Source organism: Plantactinospora sp. ZYX-F-223, assembly GCF_039649625.1.
Taxonomy (GTDB): domain Bacteria; phylum Actinomycetota; class Actinomycetes; order Mycobacteriales; family Micromonosporaceae; genus Plantactinospora.
In genome coordinates this window covers 37,413-49,841 of sequence record NZ_JBDJAV010000018.1, presented here as the reverse complement: position 1 = coordinate 49,841, position 12,429 = coordinate 37,413, and the positions used below count along the sequence as shown (strand labels likewise).

Below are 12,429 nucleotides of genomic sequence, written 5' to 3'. Positions count from 1 at the left end.
TCGGCACCGGCGGGTCTGCCCCGCAGCTTCGCAGACCCGCCGGTCCCGACCGGCACCGGCGTGGACCTGTCCGGGGGCCTACTCTCGGCAAGTGAAGCGGACCGGGGCACCACCGGGTCGGTAGCCGCGCCGCGATGGCACAAAATCGGGAAGGATGGACGCCTCCGTGAGGTCCAGACTGCGCCGGCTCTACATCCACGACCGGCAGTTCACCTGGACGGCCCGGATCGACCACGTCCGGACCGGGCAGGGAGTGCGCCGGTGCGTCCGGGTACGCGTCTGGGGTGCCGGCAAGAACAGCCGCGCCCTCCAGGTGGACCTGCTCTCCACGGCGCCGCGCTCGGCGTGGGGCGATCCGGCGGTCACCGACGGCGCGTATCCGGAGCCGAAGCACGTCCGGGCGGTGATCGAGCACGCCCTCCGGCACGGCTGGCAGCCGGACGAGATCGGCGGCACCTTCGTGCTGACCGGCTCCGGACACGCCGAGGCGCTGTCGCTGCCCGGGTTCGTCGTCACCGACCTGCTGCTGCTCGCCGAGCGCCCCGCACCCGGCGGGTAGGACAACGCCGCCGGTAGACCTCCGACAGCCGGGACCCGGCGCCGGTAGGCCCAGGATCGGCTATTCGGCGCAGGAGTCCTGGAACTGTGCATCGGCCGCATTCGGCCGATCGCAGCGCTGCTCATCGGCGGAGCAGGGCCGTCCTTGCCTCGGCACGTGCCGCCCGGCCGTCGCCGCCGCGACTCAGCTGAGGTGTAGGCGGCGGGGTGGTCGATGTGGCAGGTCGCGGGCGTTGGTGGTGCGCAGCCCGTCGAGGGCCAGTTCGAGGTAGCGGCGCCATGCCTGCGGCTGCGCGGGCAGCAGGGGCGCCGCTGTCTGGTGAATGCCGCCGAGTAGCAGCACGATGTCCGTTCCCGTGATGTCGCCGCGGACGGCGCCCTCTTCGCGCGCCCGAGCCGTGAGTGCCTCGGCGGCGTCACAGAGCCGGTCGATCGCGTCCCGCACCTCGGAATGTTGCAGCGACGGGCGTCCGATCACCTCGCAGAACGCGCGGTCCGCGGCGAGCACCTCGACGCCGTCGGTCATGAACTCCCGCAGCGCCGCTGCCGCGTCGGCGGCGCCGAGAAGGCGCTCCGCCGTGCGGACGAGCTGGTCGAGCATCTGGAGCATGATCGCCGCGAGCAGGTCTTCCTTCGAGGCGAAGTGCCGGAACACGGTGCCCTTGGCGAGACCGGCGCGTTGGGCGATCTCGCCGATCGGCACCTCCACCCCGTGCTCGGCGAACGCCGCGGTTGCGGCATCGAGCAGCAGGCGCCGATTGCGCACCATGTCCGCCCTCTGGCCCGAATTGGCTGTCGTCGCGCTCATCCGCGCCTCCTTCCGGGTCAAGCCTACCGGCGAAAATGACCAGGCGGTCAGATTAGCTGCTAGGCTAACGTGACCAGGCGGTCATATTCCGCCTCGCCCGTCCCAGGGTCGCCGACCGCCGTCCGAAGGTGGCTGCCGGTGTGTACGTGAAACCACCAACTTCAGGAGAAAACGTGAGCAACACCTTGGAAGGCACAGTGGCCCTCGTCACCGGGGCGTCCTCGGGCATCGGCCAGGCCACCGCACTCGCCCTGTCGAAGGCGGGCGCCCGAGTTGCAGTCGGGGCTCGGCGGGCCGACCGGCTGCACTCGCTGACGCAGGACGCTCCGGGCGAGATGATTGCCCTTGAGCTGGACGTCACCGACCGCCAGTCGGTGCAGGACGCGGTCGCGGCCACCGTCGAGCGGTTCGGAGCCCTCGACGTCCTGGTGAACAACGCGGGCGTCATGCTCAGCGGCCCGATCCTGGGCGCGGACACCACGGAGTGGACCCGCATGGTCGAGACCAACCTACTCGGGTCGATGTACGCGGTTCATGCCTCCCTGCCGCACCTGCTCCTGCGCAGGGGTGCCGTGGTGCAGATCTCGTCGACCTCGGGGCGTACGGCATCGGCGGCCAGCGGCGTGTACGCGGCAACCAAGTTCGGCATCACGGCTTTCTCCGAGGCGTTGCGGCAGGAGGTCACCGCGCAGGGCGTGCGGGTCATCGTCGTCGAACCCGGATTCGTCGCTACCGAGCTGGCCAGCCACATCACCGACCCGGCGATCCAGGCCGCGGCGAAGGCAATGGCCGAATCCATGCGGACTCTCCAGCCCGAGGACATCGCCAGCGCTGTGCTGTACGCCCTCACCCAGCCCGAGCACGTCGCTGTCAACGAGATCCTGATCCGACCAACTGACCAGACCCGCTGAATCCGGTGTCCGGCCAACCGGTCGACGCCCCGACGGTATTCCCCGGGCCCCGTCGGGTGGATCGATGGCGTTCCTCGGCCGGTCAGGCCGGTACGCTCCACTTCTGGTTGGCGGCGCCGGTGCAGCTCCAGAGCTGGGTCGGCGTACCGTTCGCCGGGTTGTTGTCCAGCACGTCCAGGCACTTGCTGGCGCTGGCGCTGGTCAGGTCCCGGCCGGCGGTGGCGGTCCAGCGCTGGTTCGCCGCGCCGGTGCAGGACCAGATCTGCGCCCGGGCACCGTTAGCGGTCGAGTTGTCCCGGACGTCGAGGCACTTGCCGAGCGCCCGTACCGTGCCGTCGGCGCCCAGCGTCCACTGCTGGGCGGCACTGCCGTTGCAGTCGTAGAGCTGCACGGCGGTGCCGTCCGCGCTGTTCGCGCCGGCCACGTCCAGGCACTTGCCGGCGAGCCCGACGATCTGGCCGGTACGGCCGCCGCCACCGTCGCCGGACTGGGTGCCGGACCAGGTGAAGGTCGCGGTGGTCCGGGCCGGCAGGGTGTAGGTGAAGGACTGTCCACCCCAGACCACCCGGAGCGACTGGCTGCCGGTGCCGCCGTTGTGCGCGATCAGCGCCTTGGAGCCGTCCGGGTTGCGCCAGGCGACGTTCGGCACGGCGCCGTTCGCGGTCGAGTCGATCCGGTACGCCCCCGGCTTGACGAACTTGGTCAGGTGCCCGGTGGTGTAGTACTCGATGGTGTTGTCCACCTGGCCGGCGCGCGGGCCGCCCTCCTGCACGGTGACCAGCCCGGTGCAGACGTCACAGCCGCCGTTGTGCGGGCCCATGCTCTGGTTCAGGGCGAGGCTCCACTTGACCACGCTGCCGCTCCAGTTCCGGGTGTAGTTGACGATGTCGGCCAGGTCCTCGTTGTGCTGGTTGCCGATCCAGGTGCCGCCGGAGTGCTCGGTGCTGAACTGGCGTACCGCCGGATACTGGGCGTGCACCTGGGAGCCGACGCTCGGGCTGCCGGCGTAGCCGTGCCAGGCGATGCCGGCGAAGAGCGGGTCGTTGCGCAGCGCGGCGTCGGAGACGATCCCGCTGCCGATCTGGCCCCAGTCGCCGTAGTTCCAGTCGTGGATCATCACCTTGGTGGTGATGCCGGCGGCCCGGAAGGCCGGCAGCAGGTGGTTCTTGGTGAACTCCAGCAGGCCGGAGGAGTTCCAACTCATCCCCGGGTAGTTCATCGCGGGCGGGTTGGCCGCCTGGCAGCAGTTCGGCTCGTTCTGCACCGAGACGTAGTCCACGCCGATCCCGGCGGCCTGGTACGACTGGACGTACTTCACGAAGTACTGGGCGTAGAGCGGGTAGTACTCCCACTTCAGCCAGCCCATCTGGTCCATCCGGCCGTTGTCCTTCATCCAGCCCGGCGCGCTCCACGGCACCCCCTTGACCCGCAGCGCCGGGTTGAGCTGTTTCGCCTGGGCGGTCAGCAGCCGGACGTTGGTGTCGTAACCGTTGGCGCCGAAGTCGGACAGGTCGCAGCAGGTGTCGTCCAGCGACACGTGGCCGGGCCGGGAGAGGTCGGAGGCGCCGATCGGGTTGCGGACGAAGGAGAGCCCGATCCCGTCGGTGGGGTGGAACAGCCGGCGCATCACCGCGTCCCGGGTCGCCGCGCTGATCGGCCCGCCCCGGAACAGGTAGGCGGTGGTGTCGGTGATCGAGGCGCCGCCACCTTCGAACTGCTGGTAGCGGGTGTTCTCGTCGACGGTGACGGTGTGCGTGGCGCCGGGACTGGTGGCGGCGAAGGCGATCGGCGTCTGCGGTTGCAGGCCACGGCTGACGGTCCGGCCGCCGGAGTCGGAGGTGGTGGTCAGCCAGATGTTCACCGGCTCGTTGGCCGCGTACGCCGGGGCCGGTCCGGCGACCGCGCCGACGGCGGCGACGCAGAGTGCCAGCAGCGCGGCGGCGGTACGGCGGGGCGGGGGTGTGCGGCGGCTGGTGGCCGCCGTACCTGCGGAGGACATGCGGGGGTCTCCCTCCGTGGACGGGTATCCAGGGGTCAGCGGCCGGCCGGCACTGAATAGGTAACACTCTTTAATAAAGAGTGTCAATGCGAGTTAACAAAGAGTGTCAATGCGAGGCGCGGCCGGCGGGAGCGGATCCCGGCGGAAGGGTGTGCGTGGCTCAGCGGCTGGCGGCGGTCTCGCCGTGCTCGACGCAGACCGCCGACCAGCCGGAGGGGAGCACCTGCACCTTCATCCGGCGGCGGCAGGAGGCGCAGTAGCGCGGCGGCTCCAGCGCGCGGGCGGCCCGGCAGGCGTCGTGGTCGCCGGTGGCGGCGGCCTCGCCGCACCGGTCGCACCAGTTGGCCGTCTCCGTCGACATCGTCACAGCGTCGCCGACAGCGCCTTGACCGGCATCTTCAGCTCGTCCAGCAGCGCCAGGTCCTCGCCGGCCGGGCGGCCCAGCGTGGTCAGGTAGTTGCCGACGATCACCGCGTTGATCCCGCCGAGCAGGCCGTCCCGGGTGCCGAGGTCGCCGAGGGTGATCTCGCGACCGCCCGCGTACCGGAGGATGGTCCGCGGCATCGCCAGCCGGAACGCCGCGATGGCCCGCAGCGCGTCCCGCGGCGCGACCACCGGCTGGTCGCCCAGCGGGGTGCCCGGGCGGGGGTTGAGGAAGTTCAGCGGCACCTCGTGCGGGTCCAGCTCGGCGAGCTGCGCCGCGAACTCGGCACGCTGCTTGACGGTCTCGCCCAGCCCCAGGATGCCGCCGCAGCAGACCTCCATGCCGGAGGCCCGGACCATCCGCAGCGTCTCCCAGCGCTCCTCCCAGGAGTGCGTGCTCACCACGTTGGGGAAGAAGGACCGGCAGGTCTCCAGGTTGTGGTTGTAGCGATGCACGCCCATCTCGACGAGTTCGTCGACCTGGGCCTGGGTCAGCATCCCGAGCGAGGCGGCGACCTGGATGTCCACCTCGGCTCGGATCGCGGCGACGCCCTCGCGCATCTGCTTCATCAGCCGCTCGTCCGGGCCACGGACGGCGGCGACGATGCAGAACTCGGTGGCCCCGGTGGCGGCGGTCTGCTTCGCCGCCTCGACCAGGGACGGGATGTCCAGCCAGACCGACCGGACCGGCGAGGCGAACAGCCCGGACTGCGAGCAGAAGTGGCAGTCCTCCGGGCAGCCGCCGGTCTTCAGCGAGACGATCCCCTCGACCTCGACCTCCGGGCCGCACCAGCGCATCCGTACCTCGTGCGCGAGCTGGAGCGCGGCCGAGAGGTGCTCGTCGGGCAGCCGCAGCACGGCGAGCACACCCGCCTCGTCGAGGCCGACACCACCGTCGAGTACCTGGGTACGCGCCCGGTCGAGGATTTCTGGCATGGGTCGTACCCTACAAGCGGGCCGTCCGTCGATGTGGTCCCACCCGGCCGACCTGCCCGGACGCCCCGCCGCCGGCGCACCGGTGGTGGATCGGCCGGCCCGGCGGGCCGCCGCAGACCGCGACGGATGGTATTTTCGCCGGTCGGGGCCGTCGCGCCGGGCGGCGCCGCGGGCCCGCCGAGCCCGGGCCCGGTGCGAGCCGCCCCGGGCGGGCCGGAGCCGCACAACATCCGGAGCCGCACAACATGCGGCGATCGGGTTTCCGACAGCGCCCGGGGGCGGACGCGGACCAGTGTGGGGGTGGCGGTGCCGAGCTGGCTGGAGACTCTGGACCGGCGGGCGCGGCTGCGCGCCAAGGCTGGGCTCACCCGGCGGCTGCGGCCGAGGAGCGCCGCCGAGGACGTGGTCGACCTCGCCGGCAACGACTACCTCGGACTGTCCCGGCATCCGGCGGTGGTCGCCGCCGCGGCCGAGGCGCTCACCGGATACGGCCTGGGCGCCACCGGTTCCCGACTGGTACGCGGCTCCACCGAGGCCCACCAGACGCTCGAATCCTGCCTCGCCGACTGGCTCGGCACCGGCCGGGCCCTGGTCTACTCCTCCGGCTACCTCGCCAACCTCGGTGCGGTCCGCGCCCTGGTCCAGCCCCGCACCCTGCTGGTCTCCGACGCGCACAACCACGCCTCGCTGATCGACGGCTGCCGGCTCTCCGGCGCGGAGACCCGGGTCACCCCGCACCTGGACGTCGACGCCGTCGAGGCGGCCCTGGCCGGGGCACCGGGCCGGCCGGCGGTGGTGGTCACCGAGTCGGTCTTCTCGGTCGACGGCGACCTCGCGCCCCTCGCCGAGCTGCACGCGGTGGCCCGCCGGTACGGCGCGCTGCTGCTGGTCGACGACGCGCACGCGCTCGGCGTACTCGGACCGGCCGGGGCGGGCGCGGTGGCCGGCGCCGGACTCGTCGGCGAGCCGGACGTGGTGGTGACGGCGACCCTCGCCAAGTCGCTCGGCGGAGCCGGCGGGGTGGTGGCCGGGCCGGCCGAGCTGGTCCGGCATTTGATCGACACGGGCCGCACCTTCATCTACGACACCGCGCCGCCGCCGGCGGTGGTCGCCGGGGTGCTCGCCGCGGCCGGGCTGGCCCGGGCCGGTGACGCGCTCCGGGCCGAGCTGGCCGACCGGGCCGCCACGGTTACCCGCCGGCTCGGTGCGGCCGGGCTGGCGGTCTCCGCCCCGGCCGCCGCGGTGGTCTCGGTGACCGCGCCCGGCCCGGAGACCGCGGTGGCCTGGGCGGCCGACTGCCGGGACCGGGGCGTCGCGGTCGGCTGCTTCCGGCCGCCGTCGACCCCGGACACCCGCTCCCGGCTGCGGCTGACCATCAACGTCGGGATCGATCGCGCCGACTTCGACCGGGCGCTCGAGGTGATCGTGGAGTGTGCCCCGTGACCGCGACCGGAGGTGGCTGGTGAGCGGCGTGGCGTGGCGGGGGCCGATCCTGGTCACCGGCACCGACACCGACGTGGGCAAGACGGTGGTCACCGCGGCCATCACCGCCGCGGCCCAGGCCGCCGGCCTGCGGGTCGCGGTCATCAAGCCCGGGCAGACCGGTACGGCGACCGGGGCGGAATCCGACGTCGACACGGTGAACCGGCTGGCCGCGCCGATGACCGCACGTACCCTGGTCAGCTATCCCGACCCGCTGGCACCGCTCGCGGCGGCCCGGGTCGCCCAGGCCGAGCCGCTGGAGCTGTACGCGGTCGCCGACGAGATCAGGGCCGACGCGGACAAGCACGACCTGGTGCTGGTCGAGGGGGCGGGCGGGCTGCTGGTCCCGATGGGGTTGCGCCCGTCCGGCGAGGCGTGGACGCTCGCCGACCTGGCGGTGTCGATCGGCGCCCCGGCGGTGGTGGTCACCCGGGCCGGGCTCGGCACGCTGAACCACACCGCGCTCACCCTGGAGGCGCTGGACCGGCGCGCGGTGCCCTGCGGCGTGGTGCTCGGCGCCTGGCCGGCCGAACCGGAGCTGGTGCACTGGGCCAACTTGCGGGAACTGGTCCCCAACATGGTCGGCGCGCTGCCGGACGGGGCCGGCACGCTCGAACCGGGGGTGTTCCGCCGTTCCGCGCCGGGCTGGCTCACCCCGGCCCTGTACGGCGTACTCGACGACTGGCGGGCCTGGGCCGAAGAGGTCAGCTGACCGGGCCGCGGGTGCGCCGCCGTCGATCCGGCGATTCCTGACTTTCGGCAGTAACCGGCCGGTGCCGCGGCTTGTAGCCTGGCCGGGTGATGGCCGGGCTCCGCGACGTACGGTGGTGGCGCCGGCGCCTGCCGGCCGGCAGCCGGGCCGCGCCGGTCGGGCTGCCGCGCCCCGGCGGGGCGGTGCCGCCACGACGGCGCGACCGCCTCCTCGACCTGGCGCTCTGGGTCGTGATCTCGGCGCCGATCGCGATGGCGCTGCTCACCCCGCCGTACTCGTCCTGGTTTCCCGGCCGGCTGGCCGGTTCCCTGCTGGTGACCGGGCTGGCGGTGCTGGCCAGCCGGCGGGCGCCGCTGCTCGGGCTGCTGCTGGTGGTGCTGCCGACCGCCGGGGACGGCAACTTCATGTTCGGGATCCCGGTGCTGAGCTATCTCGTCGGGTTGCGCGAGCGCCGCTCCGGCCCGGCCGCGCTGGTCTTCGCCGGGATCGGGCTCGCCGGCACGGTCCTCAACCTCGGCGTGCTCGGCACCGATGCCGAGGTCTGGTTCCTGCTTGCCAGCACGCTGCTGGTCGGCGGGGTCTTCCCGTGGCTGGTCGGCCGCTACCACCGGCAGCACCGGGCCCTGGTGCTGGCCGGCTGGGAGCAGGCCGACCTGCTGGAGCGGGAGCAGCGCGGCGCCGCCGAGCGGATCCGGATGCGGGAGCGGGCCCGGATCGCCCAGGACATGCACGACTCGCTCGGCCACGACCTGAGCCTGATCGCGCTGCGCGCGGGCGCCCTGGAGGTGGCGGCGGACCTGGACGAGCATCACCGGCGGGCCGCCGGTGAGCTGCGGGCCAGCGTGGCGCTGGCCACCGACCGGCTCCGCCAGGTCATCGGGGTGCTGCGGGAGGACGCCGAGCCGGCGCCGATCCGGCCGCCGGGGGAGCGGGTCGACGACCTCGTCGCGCGGGCCCGGGCCGCCGGGATGGCGGTACGGCTGCTGGTCGAGGGGGACTCCCCGGGTGCCGCCGTGCCGCCGATGGTGGAGCGGGCGGTCTGCTCGGTGGTGCAGGAGGCGCTGACCAACGCGACCCGGCACGCGCCCGGGGCCGCCGTGACGGTGGCGGTGCGCCGCCACGCCGACCGGATCTCGGTGCGGGTCGGCAACGAGCGGCCACCGGCCGGACCGCTGCCCGGGGTCCGGGGCGCCGGGTCCGGCCTGGTCGGGCTCTCCGAGCGGGTACGCCTGGCCGGCGGCACCCTGCGGGCCGGTCCGGACGGCGGCGGCTTCGAGGTGTACGCGGACCTGCCGGCCGTACCCCGAGTGGAGACCGGACACACCGAACCGGCCGAGCCGGGGTACCCGGTGCCGGACGTCGCCGCACCACCGGTCGGGGCGGCCACCGCGCACCGGCTGCGTTCGGCCCGGCAGCGGGTCCGGCGCAGCCTGCTCGCCGTGGTCACCGTGCCGGCCGCGATCGGCGCCCTGCTGGTCGTCGCCTACTACCCGATCGCCACCTTCGGGGCGGTGCTGGACTCCGACCGCTACGCGCAGCTCCGGATGGGGCAGGACCGGGCCGAGCTGCGCGACCTGCTGCCGGACCGGCAGGTCGTCGCGCCGTCCGGGGCCGCCGACCGGCCGGTGCCCAGCGGTGCCACCTGCGAGTTCTACTCCGACGGCGCCTTCCCGTTCGGGCAGGCGGTCTACCAGGTCTGCTTCCTGGACGGGCGGCTGGTGGTCAAGGACCGTCTCGGCGGTTGACCCGGCAACCCGTTCGTCCCGCCGACGCCGTGCCCACCCGCCCCGCCGGCCGCTACCCGAGTTGAGGAGTACGTGTGATCCCCGTCCTGCTGGCCGACGACGAGGCGATGATAAGAGCCGGTGTCCGGGCGATCCTCGCCGCCGACCCGGAGATCGAGGTGGTGGCCGAGGCCGCCGACGGGCGCGACGCGGTCGAGCTGGTCCGGGCCCACCGGCCCCGGGTCGCGCTGCTGGACATCCGGATGCCCCGGCTCGACGGGCTGGCCGCCGGAGCGGAGATCCGCCGGCTGGTACCGGAGACCGCGGTGGTCATCCTGACCACGTTCGGCGAGGACGACTACATCGCCCGGGCGCTCGGCGAGGGGATGAGCGGATTCCTGCTCAAGTCCGGCGACCCTCGGGAGCTGATCGCCGGGGTGCGGGCGGTGGCGGACGGTGCGGCGTACCTGTCGCCGGAGGTGGCACGGCGGGTGATCGAGCTCGGCGGCGGGCTGCTGGCCCGGGCACCGGTCGCCCGGGAGCGGATCGAGGGGCTGACCGAGCGGGAACGGGAGGTGCTGGCGCTGGTCGGTGCCGGGCTCTCCAACGCCGAGATCGGCCAGCGGCTCTTCCTGGTCGAGGGGACGGTGAAGAGCTATCTGAGCAGCATCTTCACCCGGCTCGGGGTACGCAACCGGGTGCAGGCGGCGATCATCGCGTACGAGGCGGGCCTGACGGCCTGAGCCCGTACGGGCGGGGCCCTCCCCGGCCGGGAAGCGCCCCGCCCCGGGATCAGGCGTCCCGGCGGCGCAGTACGGCGAGCCCGGCCAGCAGGGCCGCGACCACCCAGCCGGCGACGATCAACAGGCCGGCCGCCGCCGGGTAGGGATCGCTCTCGCCGTGCAGGAAGTGCAGGCCGGCGCTGCCGGGCAGCGCGTCGGCGATCGCGTTGAGCGGTCCGAGGTCGGGCAGCCGCAGTGTGGTCGGCACGATCGCCAGCAGCAGGAAGACCGTGACCAGGGTGCCGACCGCGCTGCGCAGCGCGGCGCCGAGACCGAGGGTGAACAGCCCGATCAGCGCCAGGTACCCGGCCAGCCCGAGCGCGTACCCGACGGTCTCGCCCAGCTCGAACCGGCCCCACTCGCCGAGCACCGGAGCGGCGACGGCGGCACCGAGCCCGCCGAGCAGGAGGCCGGTGCCGAAGGTGACCCCGGCGACCACGGTGCTCTTGGCCAGCAGCAGCCGGGCCCGGGACGGGATCCACTGCAGGGTGGTCCGGATCGTCCCGCTGCTGTACTCGCTGGTGATGACGAGCAGGGCGAGCGCGATCACCGCGAACTGGGTCAGCTCGACGGCGTCGACCGCGATCCGCCCGGCCGCCAGCACGCCCCGGTCGTTGGCCGGTTCGTCGTCGGTGTTGCCGTTCGCGACGTAGATCGCGAGTTGCCCGGCGGTGGCGCCCATCAGCAGCACGCTGGAGAGCAGGCACCACCAGACCGAGCGCACCGACCAGAGTTTCGTCCACTCGCTGGCGATCGCGCCCGGAAGTCCACCGCCGGACGGCGGGCGGCCGGCGGTCCGCCGGGCAGCGTGTGGGAGGGCGCGGTTCGGCTGCGGGAGGGTGCTGCTCATCGTGCCTCTTTCCGATCGGATCCCCGGGACCGGGTGCCGGAGTCGTGGGAGCCGCCGACCCGGGCGTCGGGGGCGCCGACCCGGGCGTCGGGGGCGCCGACCCGGGCGTCGGGGGCGCCGACCCGGGCGTCGGGGGTGGTGGCCGGCGGCGGGGCGGCGAACTCCAGGTCCCCGCCGGTGAGTTCGAGATAGGCCTGTTCGAGGGAGGCCTCCCGGGCGTTCAGCCCGTGCAGCCGTACCCCGAGATCGTGGGCCAGGTCGCCGACCTGGGCGACCGTGCTCCCGGTGACCAGCAGTTCGTCGTCACCGATCCGTTCGACGGTGGCGTGCCGGCCGACCAGCCCGTCCCGGAGCCGGGTCAGTGCGGCCGGTTCGGGGCTGACCACCCGGACGGCGGCCAGCGAACTGCCGGCGATCACCTCGGCGATGGGCGCGTCGGCGAGCAGCCGGCCGCGGCCGATCACCACGAGCTGGTCGGCGGTGAGCTGCACCTCGCTCATCAGATGGCTGGAGACGAAGACCGTACGTCCCTGCGCGGCGAGCGACCGCATCAGCTCGCGGATCCACCGCACCCCGTCGGGGTCCAGCCCGTTCACCGGCTCGTCGAAGATCAGCACGCCCGGGTCGCCGAGCAGCGCGCCGGCGATGCCCAGCCGCTGGCCCATGCCGAGCGAGAGGGTGCCGGCCCGCTTCCCGGCCACCTCGGTCAGCCCCACCGTGCCGAGGACCTCGTCCACCCGGCGTACCGGAATGCCGTTGCTCCGGGCCATCGCGGTCAGGTGGGCCCGGGCGGTCCGGCCGGGATGCACCGCCCGGGCGTCGAGCAGCGCGCCGACCTCCCGGAGCGGATGCCGGAAACTCCGGTACGGCCGGCCGCCGACCAGCGCGGTACCCGAGTCGGGCCGGTCCAGGCCGAGGATCATCCGGATCGTGGTGGACTTCCCGGCGCCGTTCGGCCCGAGGAAGCCGGTGACCCGGCCCGGCGTGATCGACAGCGAGAGCCGGTCGACCGCCGTGGTGGCGCCGAAGCGCTTGGTCAGTTCGGTTAATGTGATCATGGATCCTTCCGGTGTTCGCAGCAGCCCGGCAGCCGGTGTTCGGAGTAGCTCAACAGCGACGGTAGGAATCCGGACGGCGGTCACACAGCGGACGATCGAGGGTCGGCGGGGCCGACTTTCGTCAGGAATGCCGGCCGGTGCTCCGGGCCGGCATCCCGGTCGGCCGGCGACGTAGGCTGGGTGCCG

The 12,429-nt window shown here is 73.5% G+C and carries 12 protein-coding genes; 6 read left to right on the top strand and 6 right to left on the bottom strand.

Features of this window, described 5'->3' with window-relative positions; all coding sequences use genetic code 11:
* Positions 1-166: 166 nt before the first annotated feature.
* Positions 167-559 carry an integrase gene (locus AAH979_RS19405; protein ID WP_346259534.1) on the top strand — a complete coding sequence of 131 codons (393 nt, stop codon included), beginning with the start codon at positions 167-169 and terminating at the stop codon, positions 557-559.
* 183 nt (positions 560-742) lie between these two features.
* Here the strand turns inward: AAH979_RS19405 and AAH979_RS19400 are convergent, their stop codons facing one another.
* Positions 743-1,387 (bottom strand): helix-turn-helix domain-containing protein, encoded by a 645-nt coding sequence (locus AAH979_RS19400; RefSeq protein ID WP_346259533.1) that lies wholly within the window; start codon positions 1,385-1,387, stop codon positions 743-745.
* Positions 1,388-1,494: 107 nt separating this feature from the next.
* Between AAH979_RS19400 and AAH979_RS19395 the strand changes: the two genes are divergently transcribed.
* Positions 1,495-2,277, top strand: a complete 783-nt coding sequence (locus AAH979_RS19395; protein ID WP_346259532.1) for an SDR family NAD(P)-dependent oxidoreductase — start codon at positions 1,495-1,497, stop codon at positions 2,275-2,277.
* An 82-nt stretch (positions 2,278-2,359) separates the two neighbouring features.
* On the opposite strand, the gene AAH979_RS19390 is transcribed toward AAH979_RS19395, so the two are convergent.
* The 3 genes from AAH979_RS19390 to bioB all read right to left on the bottom strand — a co-directional run bounded on the left by AAH979_RS19390 (position 2,360) and on the right by bioB (position 5,635).
* Positions 2,360-4,276, bottom strand: coding sequence for a lectin (locus tag AAH979_RS19390; RefSeq protein WP_346259531.1), 1,917 nt, complete (start codon positions 4,274-4,276; stop codon positions 2,360-2,362).
* Positions 4,277-4,436: 160 nt separating this feature from the next.
* Positions 4,437-4,637 (bottom strand): hypothetical protein, encoded by a 201-nt coding sequence (locus AAH979_RS19385; protein ID WP_346259530.1) that lies wholly within the window; start codon positions 4,635-4,637, stop codon positions 4,437-4,439.
* Positions 4,638-4,639: 2 nt separating this feature from the next.
* Positions 4,640-5,635, bottom strand: coding sequence for a biotin synthase BioB (gene bioB, locus AAH979_RS19380; protein ID WP_346259529.1), 996 nt, complete (start codon positions 5,633-5,635; stop codon positions 4,640-4,642).
* 306 nt (positions 5,636-5,941) lie between these two features.
* Here bioB and AAH979_RS19375 point away from each other — a divergent pair, with 306 nt between their 5' ends.
* The 4 genes from AAH979_RS19375 (at position 5,942) to AAH979_RS19360 (ending at position 10,296) form a co-directional block, all read left to right on the top strand.
* Complete coding sequence (locus tag AAH979_RS19375; protein WP_346259619.1) at positions 5,942-7,078, top strand: 8-amino-7-oxononanoate synthase; 1,137 nt, start codon at positions 5,942-5,944, stop codon at positions 7,076-7,078.
* 46 nt (positions 7,079-7,124) lie between these two features.
* Complete coding sequence (gene bioD, locus AAH979_RS19370) at positions 7,125-7,829, top strand: dethiobiotin synthase (protein ID WP_346259618.1); 705 nt, start codon at positions 7,125-7,127, stop codon at positions 7,827-7,829.
* A gap of 89 nt (positions 7,830-7,918) precedes the next feature.
* Positions 7,919-9,574: a histidine kinase gene (locus tag AAH979_RS19365; RefSeq protein ID WP_346259617.1), complete on the top strand. Its 1,656-nt coding sequence runs from the start codon at positions 7,919-7,921 to the stop codon at positions 9,572-9,574.
* A 74-nt stretch (positions 9,575-9,648) separates the two neighbouring features.
* The gene (locus AAH979_RS19360; protein ID WP_346259528.1) at positions 9,649-10,296 is read left to right on the top strand and encodes a response regulator transcription factor; all 648 of its coding nucleotides are present in this window, start codon (positions 9,649-9,651) and stop codon (positions 10,294-10,296) included.
* A 49-nt stretch (positions 10,297-10,345) separates the two neighbouring features.
* Here the strand turns inward: AAH979_RS19360 and AAH979_RS19355 are convergent, their stop codons facing one another.
* Positions 10,346-11,185 (bottom strand): ABC transporter permease, encoded by an 840-nt coding sequence (locus AAH979_RS19355; RefSeq protein WP_346259527.1) that lies wholly within the window; start codon positions 11,183-11,185, stop codon positions 10,346-10,348.
* Complete coding sequence (locus AAH979_RS19350) at positions 11,182-12,243, bottom strand: ATP-binding cassette domain-containing protein (RefSeq protein ID WP_346259526.1); 1,062 nt, start codon at positions 12,241-12,243, stop codon at positions 11,182-11,184. The genes AAH979_RS19355 and AAH979_RS19350 overlap by 4 nt, the downstream gene beginning before the upstream one ends.
* Positions 12,244-12,429: the final 186 nt, after the last annotated feature.

What these genes read in the sequence shown, in the direction of transcription:
- AAH979_RS19390 (WP_346259531.1), bottom strand. Translation starts at nt 4,276, where the DNA reads ATGTCCTCCGCAGGTACGGCGGCCACCAGCCGCCGCACACCCCCGCCC.
- AAH979_RS19385 (WP_346259530.1), bottom strand. Translation starts at nt 4,637, where the DNA reads ATGTCGACGGAGACGGCCAACTGGTGCGACCGGTGCGGCGAGGCCGCC.
- bioB (WP_346259529.1), bottom strand. Translation starts at nt 5,635, where the DNA reads ATGCCAGAAATCCTCGACCGGGCGCGTACCCAGGTACTCGACGGTGGT.
- AAH979_RS19365 (WP_346259617.1), top strand. Translation starts at nt 7,919, where the DNA reads ATGGCCGGGCTCCGCGACGTACGGTGGTGGCGCCGGCGCCTGCCGGCC.
- AAH979_RS19355 (WP_346259527.1), bottom strand. Translation starts at nt 11,185, where the DNA reads ATGAGCAGCACCCTCCCGCAGCCGAACCGCGCCCTCCCACACGCTGCC.
- AAH979_RS19350 (WP_346259526.1), bottom strand. Translation starts at nt 12,243, where the DNA reads ATGATCACATTAACCGAACTGACCAAGCGCTTCGGCGCCACCACGGCG.